Below are 16,086 nucleotides of genomic sequence, written 5' to 3'. Positions count from 1 at the left end.
TCATTTCCCGATACAGAAGCTTGCGAAGATGCGGTCCAGCACCTCCTCGACATCGACCTCGCCGGTCATGCGCCCCAAATGGCGCAGTGCCAAGCGGAGATCCTCGGCCAGGAGTTCGATGCCGCCGTGTTGACGCGCAAGAGCGGCACGATCGAGGCAATCAGCGACCGACGACAGAACCGCGCGGTGGCGCTCGCGCGTCAGAACGGCATCGCTGCCATGGGTCATGGCGGCGGCCGCGACGGCTTCGACGCGAGCGATCAGCGCCGGGACGCCCTCGCCGGTCTTCGCCGAGACCGCAAGAGAGCCATCACCTGCCTGCCCGAGGTCGGACTTCGTTGCGACCGTCAGAACCTCGACGCCGCGTATCCCGGCGGCAGCCGGGATCCAGGTTTCGACCGCCGCCGCATCCCGGCTTGCGCCGGGATGAGCGGAAGAAGCCTCCGCATCCGCAGCAACCAGCCAAAGGACGAGGTCGGCGCGCTGCACCCGGTCGCGAGCCCGCGCGATTCCCTCGCGCTCGACGAGGTCCTCGCTTTCGCGCAGCCCTGCCGTGTCGACGAAGACCACAGGCAATCCGCCGAGATCGCAGCGGATCTCGATCAGGTCGCGCGTCGTGCCGGGGATCGGCGAGACGATGGCGACGTCGCGGCGCGCGAGCGCGTTGAGGAGGGTCGATTTGCCGGCATTGGGCGGCCCCGCGATCACGACCTGGAACCCGTCGCGCACGCGTTCGCCGCGCGCGGCACCGGCAAGCGCTGCGGCGATCTCGGCATGGATTCCTGCTGTCGCCGCAGCGACCCCTGACGCCACATCGTCCGGGACATCGTCCTCGTCGGCGAAATCCAAAGCCGCTTCGCAGGCGGCAAGGGCATCGACGAGGCGGTCTCGCCAGCGCGCGACGTCGCGCCCGATCGCCCCCTCCATCTGGCGCAGAGCCTGGCGCCTCTGCGCCTCGGTCTCCGCGTCGATCAGATCGGCGAGACCTTCGACTTCCGTGAGATCGAGCCGGCCGTTGAGAAAGGCACGGCGCGTGAACTCGCCGGGCTCGGCTGCACGACAGCCGGCCATGGCGGCGAGGACGCGCAAGAGGGCAGTCCGGACGGCCGTGCTGCCATGGATTTGAAGCTCGGCCTGGTCCTCGCCGGTGAAGCTGGCGGGTCCCGGCAGGCGCAGGACCAGAGCCTGGTCCAGGATCTCGCCTGTCGCCGGATCCCGCAGGCGTCGCAGGACGGCACGGCGCGGCTCGGGCAGACGACCGCCGAGCAGCCGTTCAAGGACGGCATCCGTCTGCGGGCCGCTGATCCGGACGATGGCGACGGCCGAGCGGCCGATCCCCGAGGCGATTGCAAAGATCGTGTCGAGGGTCACGCGGCACTCCCGCCCGCTTCGGCGTTCACACGGCCCCGTGCTTCGCTCGGGACGGACGGCACGCGACGCCTTCTCCCCTTGCGGGCGAAGGAGCCGAGGAGGCCCTGCCGATTCGTGACTCTGATCCGGTTACAGCGAGAAAGGAGGGGCGCCCATGGCAGCCCCGCCCGTCCTCAGGTGTTCATCGAATCGAAGAAGTCCTGATTGGTCTTGGTCTGGCGCAGCTTGTCGAGCAGGAACTCGATCGCGTCGACCGTGCCCATCGGATTGAGGATGCGGCGCAGGACGTACATCTTCTTGAGCGTGTCGGACGGCACCAGGAGCTCTTCCTTGCGCGTGCCGGAGCGCGTGATGTCGAGCGCGGGGAAGATGCGCTTGTCGGAGACCTTGCGGTCGAGAATGATCTCCGAATTGCCGGTGCCCTTGAACTCTTCGAAGATGACCTCGTCCATGCGCGAGCCCGTATCGATCAGGGCCGTTGCGATGATGGTGAGGGAGCCGCCTTCCTCGATGTTGCGGGCGGCGCCGAAGAAGCGCTTCGGGCGCTGGAGGGCGTTGGCGTCGACGCCGCCGGTCAGAACCTTGCCGGAGGACGGCACGACCGTGTTGTAGGCGCGGCCGAGGCGCGTGATCGAATCGAGCAGGATGACGACGTCGCGTCCGTGTTCGACGAGCCGCTTCGCCTTCTCGATCACCATTTCGGCGACCTGGACGTGGCGCTGGGCCGGCTCGTCGAAGGTCGAGGAGATGACCTCGCCCTTCACGGAGCGCTGCATATCCGTCACTTCCTCCGGCCGCTCGTCGATCAGCAGCACGATGAGGTAGCATTCGGGGTGGTTGGCCGTGACGGATTTGGCGATGTTCTGCAGGAGAACCGTCTTACCCGTGCGGGGCGGCGCGACGATCAGGGCACGCTGGCCCTTACCGATCGGCGAGACCACATCGATGATGCGGGCCGAAAAATCCTTCTTACCGGTCTCTTCGACGTGCTCGAGGCGAATACGCTGCTCGGGGTAGAGCGGCGTCAGGTTGTCGAAATGGACCTTGTGCTTGATCTTCTCCGGGTCCTCGAAATTGATCGTGTTGACCTTGAGGAGGGCGAAGTACCGCTCGCCTTCCTTCGGTCCCCGGATCGGGCCTTCGACGGTGTCGCCCGTGCGCAGGCCGAAGCGCCGGATTTGCGACGGCGAGACGTAGATGTCGTCCGGCCCGGGCAGATAATTCGAATCGGAGGACCGCAGGAAGCCGAAGCCGTCGAGCAGGATCTCGACGACGCCCATGCCGACGATCTCGGTCTCGCGGGCGGCGAGCTGCTTGAGGATGGCGAACATGAGCTCCTGCTTGCGCATGGTGCTCGCGTTCTCGACCTCGACCTCTTCGGCGAAGGCCAATAGCTCCGTCGGCGACTTCGCCTTCAGGTCTTCAAGTTTGACTTCCCTCATCGGGAACACTCTCGCGGATTAGGCGGCAGGAGAATGGCGGTGCGGGTTCGGCAGGCGAGCCCGGCTGGGCGTGCCCGACCGAGGTGGGCCGGGGAGGCCTCGCGCACGGCGACCTGTCGAATTGGGGACGATTCTCTATAGGGAGATTCCGTCCATCGCTCAAGAGCCGGAACGCTCAAGCTTTCAGCGAGACGCAGGCTGCCGGCCGGATTCTTGCGCAGCACCGCGGCACGCGCGATGCTAGAAGACAGAACCTTTGGGTCAAGCCATTGTCTTTCCAATCATTTATTCATCCTGAGAGGCGGCGGTCGGTTCCGCCCTTCCCCCTCCTCATCGCCGTGACGATGTCCGGCACCGTCGCTCTGCACATCTTCATTCCGGCCCTTTCGACGGCCGGTCGGGAGCTTGGCGCCTCGCCTGCGACGGCGCAATTGACCATCACGCTTTATCTCGTGGGCCTTGCGATCGGGCAACTCGTCTATGGGCCGCTATCGGACCGTTTCGGCCGACGGCCAGTGCTGCTCGGCAGCCTCGTCGCCTATTTCCTCGGCATGCTGCTCGCGATTCCGGCCGAATCGATCGGGGCGCTGATCGTCGCCCGCGTGCTGCAATCGCTTGGCGCCTGCGGGGCCTTGGTCCTGGGACGAGCGATGGTCCGCGACATCTCGAACGAGACCGATGCCGCCAAGCGGCTCGCGGTTCTCATCACCTGCATGACGCTGACACCGACGCTCGCTCCCGGGCTCGGCGGCCTGATCGAGGCCTGGCTCGGCTGGAGGGCCATCTTCGTCGTGCTGGCCTTCGTCGTCGGATCCCTGCTGCTCCTCGCCGTTGCGCTCATCCCGGAGACGAATCGGAATCCCGTCTCCGGCCGCGGCGTCGGCTTCGTCCTCGGCGGGTTCGCGAGGTTGCTGCGCTCGGCCAAGTTCCGGCGCTACCTGCTGGCCGGCTCCTGTGCGGGCACGAGCCTCTATGCCTTCCTCTCCGCGGCGCCGTTCCTCTACATCGAGCTCCTGCACCGCTCGCCGCAGGAGGTGGGCCTGTTCTGCGTCGTCGTCTCGGTGGGCCTTGCCGCCGGGGCGATGGCCGTGAGGGTGCTGATCGGCCGGATGGAGATCCGGCACGGGGCCCGGCTCGGCAACGGCATCTGCGTCCTTGCCGCCCTTCTGCTCATGGCGGCGCATTTCGCGGGGATGGTGTCGGTCGGGACCCTCACGGGGACGATGCTGATCTATGCCTTCGGAGCCGGCCTCGGCGGCCCCAACGCGGTGGCCGGGGCGATGAGCGTCGATCCCGCCGCGGCCGGCAGCGCGTCGGGGCTCTACGGGTTCTGTCAGATGGCCTTGGGCGCCCTCGCGACGCTTGCGGTCGGTCTCTGGTATGACGGGACGGCCCTGCCGCTCTCCGTGGTGCTGACGAGTGTTTCGGTCGCCTCGGCGATCGCGCTCCAGCGGCTCTGACGCGCCGCTCGGGCGATGCAGGCCGAGGCGTTTTCCGAGCGAGGTGCTCGCGGTCGGTTTGACGGGGCCCATCCGGGCTCGAATGTGCGGGAGGCGGCAAGATGCATATGACGTTGGTGATCTTCGGCGGCATCGTGCTGCTCGGGCTTTTCCTCCTTTTCGGGCACCTCTGGGGAGCCGCTGTCGGGGGACAGAGCGGGGCCGCCAAGGCCTTCATCCCGGTCTGGGTCGTGATCGCCGCCGTGAATTTCTGGATCGGCGTCAGCCATGCGGGCTATTCGGTTCGTGCCGAACTCCCCATCCTCCTCCTGGTCGCGGCGGTCCCGGTGGTGCTGGCGGTCTTCGCCGTCTGGCAGCTCGCGAGGCTCTAGGAAGTAAATACCGAGATCGGCCATTCGTCGGCCTGTACAGCCAAGAGTTTTCGGATAGGACAAGCTTGAAAGCTTGGCGAGAACTTCGCCTCGACTGCGGGTGCGAGCATGGCCATCATCACCGGGACGGATGCGGGTGAAACCCTGACGGGAACCGCCGGCGCGGACACGATCAACGCCTTCGCCGGCAACGACATCCTGATCGGGGGACGGGGGCGGGATCTGCTCTTCGGTGGCAACGGGGCCGATCGCTTCGATATCTTCGCGCAGAACGAGATCGTCGACGGCGAGACCTATGATGGCGGACTCGGTGTCGATCAGCTCTTCCTGGACACCACGGCCACGATCGACCTGTCCGGAACGATCATCACCGGGGTGGAGCAGCTCAAGGCGCGCGGCGCGGTCATGTTGGCGTCGGCGCAACTCGGGGCCTTCACCAGGGTGGAGGCGGCCGGCATCACGCTGACGGATGGCGGTCTCGTCGACCTGAGCAATTCGGCCGTCCTCAACACGCGGTTCGACCTCCACGCCGACGGCAATGTCCTGACGCTCGTGGGAACCGCCAATGCCCGCTACCAAGTGATCGGCAATATCGGGAACGATGTCGTCAGAGGTGGCGAGGCCGGCAACGTCATCGATGGCGGCTTTGGCGACGACATCCTCGTCGGCGGAGCCGGGAGCGATGTCCTCATCGGCGGAAGCGGGTTGGATTCCGTCAGCGGCGGCGGTGGCAACGACCGCCTCGTCATCGCGGCGGCCTCGGATCTCGTCGCAGGCGAGCATTACGACGGCGGCGCGGGCACCGATACGCTCGCGATCGAGGCCGACGAGCTCGTCGATCTCGACGGCGTGACCATCAGCGACGTGGAAGTGCTGGATGTCGTGGACGCCGTTTCCCTCTCGCGGGCGCAATTGACCGGGTTCCGCAGCCTCGAAGGGGGCACGATCCTGATCGCTGATGCGGGGGGCGTCGACCTGGCCGGGCGGAGCGTGGACGTCGCCGGTTTCGTCCTGGCGAACGGCACCAATACGTTCAGCCTGGCCGGAGTTTCGGCGGGTGTCCTGACCATCGCGGGAGGGACGGGAGCCGACCACATCACGGGAAGCGACGACGTCAACGGTGGCGATCTGATCGATGGCGGCTCGGGACACGACAGGCTGTTCGGCGGCGGCGGAAGCGACGTGCTGATCGGCGGGCTCGGCCGCGACGTGCTCGATGGCGGCGACGGGCACGACCTCTTCCTCGTGAGCGCTCAGGACGAACTCGCGGTCGGCGAGCGCTATACCGGCGGCGCCGGTTACGACGGGCTCAGCCTTCTGGGGATGGAGGCCTACGATATCACGCGGGTGATCGTCGATGCCGATGTCGAGGAACTGATCTTCGACAATGCTGTGACGATGACCGCCCAGCAATTCGGTGGGTTCCAGAGGGTGTCGGGCGATACGGTGATCATCTCGAGAGGAGGATCGATCGACCTTCCGGGGGATCCCACGTTTGCTCGCCAAGCCTATGTCGACAACATCTACCTGAGCAACTTCGGAAACGAGATCAATCTCAAAGGCCAATGGTGGGGTTACGACATTTTCGGGGGCACGCGTAACGATACGATCATCGGCGGTGACGGGCCGTCCAATCTCTTCGGCGGAAGGGGAAATGATCTGCTTCGCGGAGGCCTGAACTCCGATACCCTATGGGGCGGGTTGGGACGCGACGTCCTCGATGGCGGAGCCGGCGACGATACGTTCATCGCCGTCTCCCAGGCGGAGCTCGTTCCGGGCGAGATCTATATCGGCGGGGCCGGCTTCGACACCCTCCGCCTGCGGGCCGACACGCCGGCGACGATCGACATCAGCCGGGTCACGGTCGGAGCGGATGTCGAGGCGCTGGATTCCGACGGAGCCGTCCGCCTCACTGCGGCGCAGCTCGACACCTTCTCCAGGCTGGATGTCGGAGAGGTGAGCGTCACGACGGCGGGCACGATCGACCTGACCGATGCGTCCTATCTGTCGCTGTCCACGATCAACCTCGCGACCGCCGGCAACACGATCACGCTCGGCGGCTGCGGCTGCTTGACCGTGAACGGCGGCAGCGGAAACGACGTCATCAGCGGGAGTGGCGTCCTGAACGGTGGGGCTGGCGCCGACATCATCACCGGTGGCGTCTGGGGAGACATCATCACCGGAGGGCGCGCGAAGGACGTCATCGACGGCGGCGCCGGCGACGACACGCTCGTCATCACGGGGCAGGCCGACATCGTCATCGGCGAAAGCTATCGGGGTGGAAGCGGCTTCGACACTCTGCTGCTCGACGTGGCCGGCGCACCGATCCGGCTATCGCATGCCGCCATTGCCGACGATATCGAGCGGCTCGAGAGCATGGGAGCCGTCTCGCTCTCGGCCGCGCAGCTCGATGCCTTCACGAGTCTCGAGACGGGGGCGATCACGCTGATGTCCGCCGGTGCGGTCGACCTGACCGACGCGGATGTGCTGACGCAGGTGTTCAACCTCCATGGCGGCGGCAACACGCTCGATCTGACGGGCCTTGCCGACATCGCCTTCGTCGTGAACGGCGGCAAGCGGGCCGACACGATCCGTGGGGGCGATCACCTCGACGGCGATCGGCTGGTCGGCGGCCGAGGCGACGATACCCTGACCGGCGGGGTAGGGGCCGACCAGTTCGTCTATACGTCGCTGCTCTCGGGGATCGATACCGTCACCGATTTCAGCGGCACGGGCGGCCAGCAGGACAAGCTCGTCTTCGAAGGGTTGCTGGCCGGCAGCTTCGCCTATCTCGGTGACGGCACCTTCTCGGGCACCGGGAATTCCGAAGCCCGCTTCGCGGGAGCCGATCTGCTTCAGGTCGACGCCAACGGCGATGGTCGGGCCGACATCACCATCCGCATGCTGGGCATGACGAATCCCGCTCAACTCGGCGGTTCCGATTTTCTCTGGTCCTGACGGGGCTCCATGACCGGTGCGGCGGAGGGCAACACGGCTCGCGATCATGAGAGGAAGAGGTCGCCCGATGGCCTGCGGCCGAGGGCTGTCGAGCTGAAGGGTTTGTTTCGGGCGATGGGGCGGGCCGCGGACAGTCGCTCCCTTCTCTGGACCTGACCCTCCAGCGGATTATGGTCTCGGGCGGCGTCGACGAAACGGCGCCAGGAGGACAAACGTGGCCGAGAACCTGCCCCTCGTCGATCTGCGCACCTACACGATCGCGCTTCGCAAGATGCCCGAGTTTCTCGACGTGTTCGATCGTCTGGCGATGCCCGTGCAGCTCCGGCATTTGCGTCCGCCGATCGGGGTCTTCGTCAGCGCGCATGGTGCGCTCAACCAGATCATCCACCTGTGGGAATACGAGAGCCTCGCCGATCTCGAGCGCCGCGCGGCCGCGCGGGACAAGGATCCGGAATGGCCAGCCTATCTGCAGGCGTCCGCTCATCTGATCACCGCTCAGCAGAACCAGCTGATCCGGCGCAGCGCGCTGAAATCGCTGCTCTGACGGGCGTCAGTCCGCGAGACGGGGAGCGACGGCGCGGGCGAGCCGCGCGGCTTCGTCGGGCGTCGGGGTGACGATCACGAGCGCCGTGGTCGCCCCTCCCCGGCTCGCCGCGAGAACGTAGCCGGCGGCCGAACGTCCGCCGCCGGGCCGCTCGAGACGGATCGCGTATCCGGTCAGGCCGCCTTCCGATGCGGGTTCGGCGGATGCCAGGGCTCGCGGCGGACGGCGGCCACGCCGGTCGGCCGGCGCACGAGGGCCGGCTTTCAACTGAGCGACGAGACGCGCGGGATCGGCGGCCGCCTGGGCGAGGCGGATGCCCTCTGGCCCATGGGCGCGGAACATCATCACGGCCGCCGGCGCGGCGCAGGCGGGTGCGAAACAGGCCGAGATCGCGATCGGTTCGATCCCAGGCTCGGTTAGCCAGCGGTTCACGGGAAGCGAGACCCAGGGCCGGTCGCCCGGAAGGCCCGGCACGGCCGTCGGGAAGGCGACGTCGACGAGCGTCGCCAGTTCGCGGCAGGCTCCCGCCGAGAGGACGACGAGAGCCGCCCCCGCGACGCAGCCGCAGGCCGGCCTCCACCTCCGCCGGATGGCGTCAGTCCAGCCCGACGGGCGCATGGGCGCGGCGCTTCGAGAGGATTTTCCAGGTCCCTTGGCAGGACGCCACGACCTGCGAGCCGTCCGTGACGAGCCCGCGCATGAACACGATCCCCGTCGTCTTGCGGACGACTTCGCCGGAGAGTTCGAGAAAGCTGCCGATCCGGCCGGGACCGACGAAATGATGCTCGTAGGAGAGCGTGACGGCCGGTCCGCCCGCTGCTTCCCAGGCCAGGAGGCCGAGGCCTCGATCCGCGAAGGTCATGACCATCCCGCCCTGGACGAGGCCGACCAGATTGGCGTGGCGTGGTTCGGGCAGGAAGCCGTAGCGGCGCTGGCCATCGGCATGGCGCCTCGTCCAGACGGGGCCGACGAGCTGGATGAAGCCCTGGTCCGGAAGAGGCGTCCAGCCATCGGCTGCGGGATCGTAGACGTCGTCACGGGGCGCGTTCGGCGGCGGGTTCGACACGACAGGACCGGTCCTGAGACGTTTCACGTGAAAAGCCCGGCGCAAGGCCGGGCTTGGGTCGTTCTTGCCGTGGGGCTCACTGCACGAGGCGCGGGCCGCCGGTCTGGATCTTCTCGTTCTCGCCCAGGATGCCGAGGCGGCGGGCGACCTCCGAATAGGCCTCGATCAGGCCCCCGAGGTCGCGCCGGAAGCGGTCCTTGTCGAGCTTGTCCTGGCTCTTGATGTCCCAGAGCCGGCACGAATCGGGCGAGATCTCGTCGGCGACGACGATACGCATGAGATCGCCTTCCCAGAGCCGTCCCGTCTCCATCTTGAAATCGACGAGCCGGATGCCGACGCCGAGGAAGAGGCCCGACAGGAAGTCGTTGACCCGGATGGCGAGGGCCATGATGTCGTCGATCTCCTGGGGCGTCGCCCAGCCGAAGGCCGTGACGTGCTCCTCCGAGACCATCGGATCGTTGAGGGCGTCGTTCTTGTAGTAGAACTCGATGATCGAGCGCGGCAGCTGGGTGCCTTCCTCGAGGCCGAGACGGGTCGCGAGCGAGCCGGCGGCGACGTTGCGGACCACGACCTCGAGCGGGATGATCTCGACCTCGCGGATGAGCTGCTCGCGCATGTTCAGCCGGCGGATGAAATGCGTCGGCACGCCGATGTCGTTGAGGTGCTGGAAGACGTATTCCGAGATCCGGTTGTTCAGCACGCCCTTGCCGTCGATCACCTCGTGTTTCTTGGCGTTGAACGCTGTCGCGTCGTCCTTGAAGTGCTGGATCAAGGTGCCGGGCTCGGGTCCCTCATACAGGACCTTCGCCTTACCCTCGTAGATGCGACGGCGGCGGTTCATAGGCGTGTACCGTGGTTTGAGAAAATCCATGGGCTGCCGGGGCTCCTCGACTTTGGTCCGCGGCTTGTGCGCGGCGCGGCCGAAATGCGATGCAGACCGGTCGCGTCCGGGCGGAACCTAGACGATCGACCAGTGCGGGGCAACGCAGGCTGGGGAATTGCCGTCATTATGGTGCGGGAAAGCGGCATATCCAAGGCCTCCGTCACGAACCGGCCGCAAGACCCTGGCAAGGAGCTTGGCAATCGCTGGCCGCGACCGCATATGCGTTCGCGACAGAACCATCCAGAGGACGGAGCAGCATGGCCCAGTTCGACGACCGCCGGGACGCCTTCGAGAAGAAGTTCGCTCATGACGAGGAACTGCGCTTCAAGGCGACGGCCCGCCGCAACAAGGCGCTCGGCCTGTGGGTTGCCGACCAGCTCGGCAAGTCCGGTGCGGATGCGGAAGCCTATGCCAAATCGGTCGTGATGGCCGATTTCGAGGAAGCCGGCGACGGCGACGTGATCCGCAAGGTCAAGGCCGATCTCGAAGCCGCCGGCGTCTCGGTCGGCGACGAGGCCATCAACCGCACGATGATCGAGTTGATGGAAAAGGCCATCCGGGACATCCAGGCAGGCGGCTGATCCTCTCTGCGGCTGCGGCCGCAACCGGGCACTCACCCTCTCTCTCATCATGCGCGTCGGCAATCGCCACGCGCATGATGTCGGCATTTGACGGTATCTCCAGCCAAACACGATTCGGCCGAATGCAGGGCTCGTGAGAGAACCGGCGGATCGAGCATGCTCGCTCGCGCTACGCCCGATGGGGAACGAACGACAATATAGAAAAGCGGCGCGATCCCTGATCGCTTGATGCCGGTCCTGCCAGATGACTGGCTGATCCTGGCGCCTCGAGAGACTGGAGCGGGCGAAGGGATTCGAACCCTCGACCCCAACCTTGGCAAGGTTGTGCTCTACCCCTGAGCTACACCCGCATCCGTCTCGGCTGCGACCCCGCAGCGAGGCGGCTCATGTGCCCTAACGCGGCGCGCTTGGCAAGAGGCTTTCGACAGCGATCTGTCGAAAGCCTCTCATTCCTTCACGGCGCCGGTCATCGAGGACACGTAGTAGTCCACGAAGAAGGAATAGAGGATCACCACCGGCAGGGAGCCGACGAGCGCACCCGCCATCAGGGCTCCCCATTCGTAGACGTCGCCGCGCACGAGTTCGGTCAGGACGCCGACCGGGACCGTCTTGTTCTCCGAGGAGCCGATCAGCGTCAGCGCGTAGATGAACTCGTTCCAGGACAGGGTGAAGGCGAAGATGCCCGCCGAGATGAGGCCGGGCACCGCGAGGGGCAGCATGATCTTCGTCAGGATCTCCCAGCGCGAGGCGCCGTCCACCAGCGCGCATTCCTCGAGTTCGTAGGGAATCGAGCGGAAATAGCCCATCAGCAGCCAGGTGCAGAACGGCACGAGGAAGGTCGGGTAGGTGAGGATCAGCGCCATGCGGCTGTCGTAGATGCCGAGGCGGATCGTCATGTAGGCGAGCGGGATGAAGAGGATCGAGGGCGGGACGAGATAGGCGAGGAAGATCATCAGCCCCGTCACGCGGGAGCCCTTGAAGCGGATCCGTTCGATCGCATAGGCGGCGAGGACGGCGCAGAAGAGAGACAGCACCGTCGAGCCGAAGGCCACCAGCATCGTGTTCCAGAGCCAGCCCGGATAGGAGGTCTCCGTCAGCAGGTACTTGATGTGCTGCAGCGTCGGGGAGGACGGCCAGAAGGGGTTGTAGTCGTTGAAGTTGTTGAGCTCGGCATTGGGCTTCAGCGCCGTCACGCCCATCCAGTAGAACGGGAAGAGCAGCACGAAGACGAAGATCGCGAGCGGGATGTAGATGACCACGATCCGCCTCGGCAGGCGGTTCAGATAGGTCATGCCCTCGCGGTCGTCGACGAGATCGGCCTCGGCCATGGCTTTCTGGGCGGCGGACATCAGTCGTCTCCTCCCTGCTGCCATTTGCGCCGCTGCAGGCCGAAATAGGAGAACAGGATCGCGGCCAGCAGGAAGGGCACCATCGCGACCGCGATCGCGGCGCCCTCGCCAAGCTGGCCCGAGGAGAAGCGCTGGAAGCTCAGCGTCGCCATGAGATGCGTCGCGTTCAGCGGCCCGCCGCGCGTCAGCACCCAGATCAGCTGGAAATCGGTGAAGGTGAAGAGGACCGAGAAGGTCATCACGACGGCGATGATCGGCGTCAGCAGGGGCAGCGTGATGTGCCGGAAGCGCTGCCAGGGCGTCGCGCCGTCGAGCGTCGCGGCCTCCTGGAGGGAGGGCGAGATGGTCTGCAGGCCCGCAAGCAGCGTGATGGCGACGAAGGGGATGCCGCGCCAGACATTCGCCGCGATGACGGAGGCGCGCGCATTGGTCGTGTCGCCAAGGAAGTTGATCGGCGAGGAGATCAGTCCGGCCTTCATCAGCACCCAGGAGATGATCGAGAACTGGCTGTCGAAGATCCACCAGAAGGCGAGGGCGGAGAGCACCGTCGGCACGACCCAGGGCAGCAGCACCACGGCGCGGAAGAAGGATTTGAACGGCAGATTCTCGTTCAGGATCAGCGCCAGCCACAGCCCGAGCGCGAATTTCAGGATGGACGCGACGGTCGTGTAGAGGAGCGTGTTGAAGACCGAGAGCCAGAAGATCGGATCGCCCGACAGCGAGACGTAGTTCTCGAAGCCGATGAAGAAGCCCGGCCGGTTGAGCCGCGCATCGGTGAAGCCGAGCCAGACGCCGAGGCCGAGGGGGTAGGTCAGGAAGAACAGGAGGATGCAGGCCGCCGGCACCATGAACAGGATGCCGAGGAAGGCGCGGTTATGACTCAGATCGGCGAGAAGCGACCTGTGAGGCGGGGCCGTCGTCAGCGTCGCTTGGGCCATGGTGGTGTTCGCTCTGATCCTGATGACGGGTTCCCCCATGCGGGAGAACCAGGACGGGAGCCGCGTGGCTCCCGCTCGAGGAGCCTCGGTCAGGTGTTCCGGTAGGCCCGCGTCGCGCGCTGCTCGGCCCGCTTCACCGCATCCTCAGGGGAGCGCTGCCCCGTCGCGGCTTCGGCCACCATGTCCACCATGATGTAATCGGCCATCGCCGCGGCCGAGCCCGGCCCGAGCGGCCCGGAATAGCCGTTCGGGCGCAGGGTCTCCGACGCCGTCTTGTAGGCGGCGTGGTTGGGATCGGAGGTCCAGACCGGGTTGTCGATGTAGCTCTTGAGCGCGGGGCAGCAATAGGCCGAGGAAGCGGTGATCCAGCTCTCCATCTGCGGCTTCTCGTACATGAACTGCAGATAGGCCTTCACGGCGTTCGGGAATTTCGTGTGCTTGAAGGCGACGAGCTCGGTCGTCTGGTGAAGCTCGACGCCCTTGCCGACCGGCCCGATGGGCAGCTGGACGGTTTTGATGTCCTTCGCCAGATCCGCCATCTTCGGATCGTTCTTGGCCGAATAGTAGAGCGAGACGCCGTTCGCCGTGACGGAGATGTCGCCCGCGAGGAAGGCGCGGTTGTTGTTGATGTCGAGCCAGGATTCCGTTCCAGGGATGAACTGCTGGTAGAGCTCGCGGGCGTATTTCAGCGCGGCGATCGTCTCGGGCGAATTGATGACGACCTTGCCGCTGTCGTCGACCATCTTGCCGCCGTGGCTCCAGACGATCCAGTGCGCGTAGTTGTTGCCGTCGCCAACGGCCTTGCCGTGCGGGAAGCCCATCGGCTTGGACTTGGCCTTCAGAGCCTTGGCCAGTTCGAGGAAGGCCTTGGTGTCGCGCGGGAATTCCTTGAACCCGGCCGCCTCGACCATGGACTGGCGGTAGCAGATCGCGTTGGCGATCGCGGCGAGCGGCAGCGCGATGAACTGGTTGCCGCGCTTGCCGTAGCCTTCGAGCCCCGGATACCAGCCGCCATACTTGCCGCCGAGATAGGTTGCGAGGTCGGTCACGTCGAGGAGCTTGTCGGGATACTGGAAGGGGTCGTCGAACCAGACCATCATGATGTCGGGTCCGGAGCCGGCGGTGGCGGCGGTGGCGGCCTTCGGGCGGATGTCCTCCCAGCTCTCCTTGTCGATGCGGACGTCGACGCCGGTCGCCTCGGTGAACTTCTTCGAATTGGCGATGAAGGAATCCTCGTCGCCCTTCACGAAGGGAGCCCAGCGCAGGACGCGCAGGCTCGCGCCCTTCTCGGGCGTGAAGGTGGGTGCGGCCTGGGCGAAGGCAGGCGAGGAGCCGACGAGGGGAAGCGTGCCGGCCGCGAGGCCCGTCGCGAGAAGGTCGCGCCTGGAAAACGTCATCGATGGTCCTCCCTAGAGACGATGAGGCGGGGTTCGATGCCCCGCTCTGCGGGTGTCGTCAGATTCGATCGCCGGTGGTCTGGTCGAAGAGATGCAGCACGTTCGTGTCGGGCCGGATGTGGATCGTCTCGCCGGGCTTCGGCAGGACGCGCTCGCGGAAGACGCAGAGGAGATCCTGGCTGCCGGCCTTGACCGACAGCAGCGTCTCCGAGCCCGTCGGTTCGACGACGACGACTTCGACCGGAACGCCGTCCGGTGCCGGATGGAAATGCTCCGGCCGGATGCCGAGGATCAGCGCCTTGCCGTCCTGTCCCGCCGGCCGCTGCGCCAGCGGAACGGTGAAGCCCCCGTCCGCCAGGAACTCGTTGCCCTGGCCGAGCTTGCCGGGGATGAAGTTCATGGCGGGCGAGCCGATGAAGCCCGCGACGAAGAGATTGGCGGGATTGTCGTAGAGATCGAGCGGCGCACCGATCTGCTCGACCTTGCCGTCATGCATGACGACGATGCGGTCGGCCATGGTCATGGCCTCGATCTGATCATGCGTGACGTAGACGGTGGTCGTCTTGAGCCGCTGGTGCAGCTCCTTGATCTCCGTCCGCATGGCGACGCGAAGCTTGGCGTCGAGATTGGACAGCGGCTCGTCGAACAGGAAAACCTGCGGGTCGCGGACGATTGCGCGGCCCATGGCGACGCGCTGACGCTGGCCTCCCGAGAGCTGGCGCGGATAGCGCTCCAGCATCTGGCCGAGCCCGAGGATCCCGGCCGCCTGATTGACCCGCTGGTCGATCTCCTCCTTCGGCGCCTTCCGCAGCTTGAGCGAGAAGGCCATGTTGTCCTTCACGGTCATGTGAGGATAGAGCGCGTAGTTCTGGAACACCATCGCGATGTCCCGCTCCTTCGGCGGGACATCGTTGACCACGCGGCTGCCGATCTTGATCTCGCCGCCGGAGATGTTTTCGAGCCCGGCGATCATGCGCAGAAGCGTGGACTTCCCGCAGCCCGACGGGCCGACCAGGATCACGAATTCTCCGTCCCGGATATCGACCGAGACCCCGTGCAGGATTTTCGTCGAGCCGAACGACTTCCGCACGTCGTTGATGGTCACTGAAGCCATCGTTCCTCCCGGCGGGGGCACGGTCTTGAGCCGGCCTCTTCTTTATCCGTACCACGCGAGAGCCGGGCGGCAACCCCCTCGAGCTTGTTCTATAAGAGGAGGCGCGAAGGCTTGACCACGGGGAAGCCTCATGCCTCCGCGCCGAGCGGAAAGGGCTTGGCGCGATGGACGCGGCGCCTGCTTCCGCCCTGGATCGGCCGCCTCGCGAGACGGAATCAGGCGCTCAGCGACCCGAGCGTTGCCAGGCCGCATCCTTCCCGGACGAGCGACGAACCACGGCGACCTTGAGGCGTCCGACATCGCTTCCGTCGGCGACGACCGTCAGCGTCGTGCCGTCCTTGCGCGAGAAGATGAAGCGGCACGCGGCCGCTCCCGTGCCGTCGCAGGAGACCGTTTCGGGATAGGCGGTACAGACGTCCTGGCGCCCGGCAGAGCAGCGATCGTCGCGGCGATCCGCCGACCTGACGGGCTGGAAACCCTTCGCGATGAGCGCGCCGCGCGCGGCGGAATAGGCCATGCCGGGCTTCAGGGCCGGGATCTTGCCAGGCTCCTTCGCCTGAGCGGGCGCCGCCAGGATGAGGGCGGCGAAGAGAACGATGAACCGCACGGAAG

The 16,086-nt window shown here is 66.2% G+C and carries 15 protein-coding genes and 1 tRNA gene; 5 read left to right on the top strand and 11 right to left on the bottom strand.

Annotated features, from left to right (window positions below):
• Together mnmE and rho are read right to left on the bottom strand one after the other, a co-directional pair.
• Positions 1 to 1,371 carry a tRNA uridine-5-carboxymethylaminomethyl(34) synthesis GTPase MnmE gene (gene mnmE, locus EV668_RS20805; RefSeq protein ID WP_133773756.1) on the bottom strand — a complete coding sequence of 457 codons (1,371 nt, stop codon included), beginning with the start codon at positions 1,369 to 1,371 and terminating at the stop codon, positions 1 to 3.
• A 173-nt stretch (positions 1,372 to 1,544) separates the two neighbouring features.
• A complete protein-coding gene (gene rho, locus EV668_RS20800) occupies positions 1,545 to 2,813 on the bottom strand; it encodes a transcription termination factor Rho (RefSeq protein WP_133773754.1) in 1,269 nt (422 codons plus the stop codon).
• A 338-nt stretch (positions 2,814 to 3,151) separates the two neighbouring features.
• On the opposite strand from rho, the gene EV668_RS20795 reads away from it, so the two are divergent.
• From EV668_RS20795 to EV668_RS20780, 4 genes are all read left to right on the top strand, one after another.
• Positions 3,152 to 4,273: a multidrug effflux MFS transporter gene (locus EV668_RS20795; RefSeq protein ID WP_280960131.1), complete on the top strand. Its 1,122-nt coding sequence runs from the start codon at positions 3,152 to 3,154 to the stop codon at positions 4,271 to 4,273.
• A 101-nt stretch (positions 4,274 to 4,374) separates the two neighbouring features.
• Complete coding sequence (locus EV668_RS20790) at positions 4,375 to 4,644, top strand: hypothetical protein (RefSeq protein WP_133773750.1); 270 nt, start codon at positions 4,375 to 4,377, stop codon at positions 4,642 to 4,644.
• Between the two features lie 108 nt (positions 4,645 to 4,752).
• Complete coding sequence (locus EV668_RS25625; RefSeq protein WP_133773748.1) at positions 4,753 to 7,602, top strand: beta strand repeat-containing protein; 2,850 nt, start codon at positions 4,753 to 4,755, stop codon at positions 7,600 to 7,602.
• Between the two features lie 214 nt (positions 7,603 to 7,816).
• A complete protein-coding gene (locus EV668_RS20780; RefSeq protein WP_133773746.1) occupies positions 7,817 to 8,146 on the top strand; it encodes an NIPSNAP family protein in 330 nt (109 codons plus the stop codon).
• A 6-nt stretch (positions 8,147 to 8,152) separates the two neighbouring features.
• On the opposite strand, the gene EV668_RS20775 is transcribed toward EV668_RS20780, so the two are convergent.
• From EV668_RS20775 to purC, 3 genes are read right to left on the bottom strand one after another with little or no spacing between them, the layout of a single operon-like run.
• Positions 8,153 to 8,764 (bottom strand): hypothetical protein, encoded by a 612-nt coding sequence (locus EV668_RS20775; RefSeq protein ID WP_133773744.1) that lies wholly within the window; start codon positions 8,762 to 8,764, stop codon positions 8,153 to 8,155.
• The gene (locus EV668_RS20770) at positions 8,742 to 9,239 is read right to left on the bottom strand and encodes a PaaI family thioesterase (protein ID WP_245513335.1); all 498 of its coding nucleotides are present in this window, start codon (positions 9,237 to 9,239) and stop codon (positions 8,742 to 8,744) included. The genes EV668_RS20775 and EV668_RS20770 overlap by 23 nt, the downstream gene beginning before the upstream one ends.
• A 49-nt stretch (positions 9,240 to 9,288) precedes the next feature.
• Entirely contained in the window at positions 9,289 to 10,083 is a 795-nt protein-coding gene (gene purC / locus EV668_RS20765; protein ID WP_133773742.1) for a phosphoribosylaminoimidazolesuccinocarboxamide synthase, read from the bottom strand.
• A 269-nt stretch (positions 10,084 to 10,352) separates the two neighbouring features.
• Here purC and EV668_RS20760 point away from each other — a divergent pair, with 269 nt between their 5' ends.
• Positions 10,353 to 10,676: a DUF1476 domain-containing protein gene (locus EV668_RS20760; protein WP_133773740.1), complete on the top strand. Its 324-nt coding sequence runs from the start codon at positions 10,353 to 10,355 to the stop codon at positions 10,674 to 10,676.
• 275 nt (positions 10,677 to 10,951) lie between these two features.
• On the opposite strand, the gene EV668_RS20755 is transcribed toward EV668_RS20760, so the two are convergent.
• The 6 genes from EV668_RS20755 to EV668_RS20730 all read right to left on the bottom strand — a co-directional run bounded on the left by EV668_RS20755 (position 10,952) and on the right by EV668_RS20730 (position 16,081).
• Positions 10,952 to 11,026, bottom strand: a tRNA-Gly gene (locus tag EV668_RS20755).
• A gap of 96 nt (positions 11,027 to 11,122) precedes the next feature.
• Positions 11,123 to 12,025 carry a carbohydrate ABC transporter permease gene (locus tag EV668_RS20750; RefSeq protein WP_425359644.1) on the bottom strand — a complete coding sequence of 301 codons (903 nt, stop codon included), beginning with the start codon at positions 12,023 to 12,025 and terminating at the stop codon, positions 11,123 to 11,125.
• A complete protein-coding gene (locus tag EV668_RS20745; RefSeq protein ID WP_133773738.1) occupies positions 12,025 to 12,963 on the bottom strand; it encodes a carbohydrate ABC transporter permease in 939 nt (312 codons plus the stop codon). Before EV668_RS20745 ends, EV668_RS20750 begins: the two co-directional genes overlap by 1 nt.
• Before the next feature lie 89 nt (positions 12,964 to 13,052).
• Complete coding sequence (locus tag EV668_RS20740; protein ID WP_133773736.1) at positions 13,053 to 14,360, bottom strand: ABC transporter substrate-binding protein; 1,308 nt, start codon at positions 14,358 to 14,360, stop codon at positions 13,053 to 13,055.
• A gap of 58 nt (positions 14,361 to 14,418) precedes the next feature.
• Positions 14,419 to 15,474, bottom strand: coding sequence for an ABC transporter ATP-binding protein (locus tag EV668_RS20735; protein WP_133773734.1), 1,056 nt, complete (start codon positions 15,472 to 15,474; stop codon positions 14,419 to 14,421).
• 223 nt (positions 15,475 to 15,697) lie between these two features.
• Entirely contained in the window at positions 15,698 to 16,081 is a 384-nt protein-coding gene (locus tag EV668_RS20730; protein WP_133773732.1) for a hypothetical protein, read from the bottom strand.
• Positions 16,082 to 16,086 lie beyond the last annotated feature (5 nt).

This window comes from Enterovirga rhinocerotis, assembly GCF_004363955.1.
In the GTDB taxonomy this organism is placed as follows: Bacteria; Pseudomonadota; Alphaproteobacteria; order Rhizobiales; family Beijerinckiaceae; genus Enterovirga; species Enterovirga rhinocerotis.
This window is presented reverse-complemented; position numbering and strand designations above follow the sequence as displayed.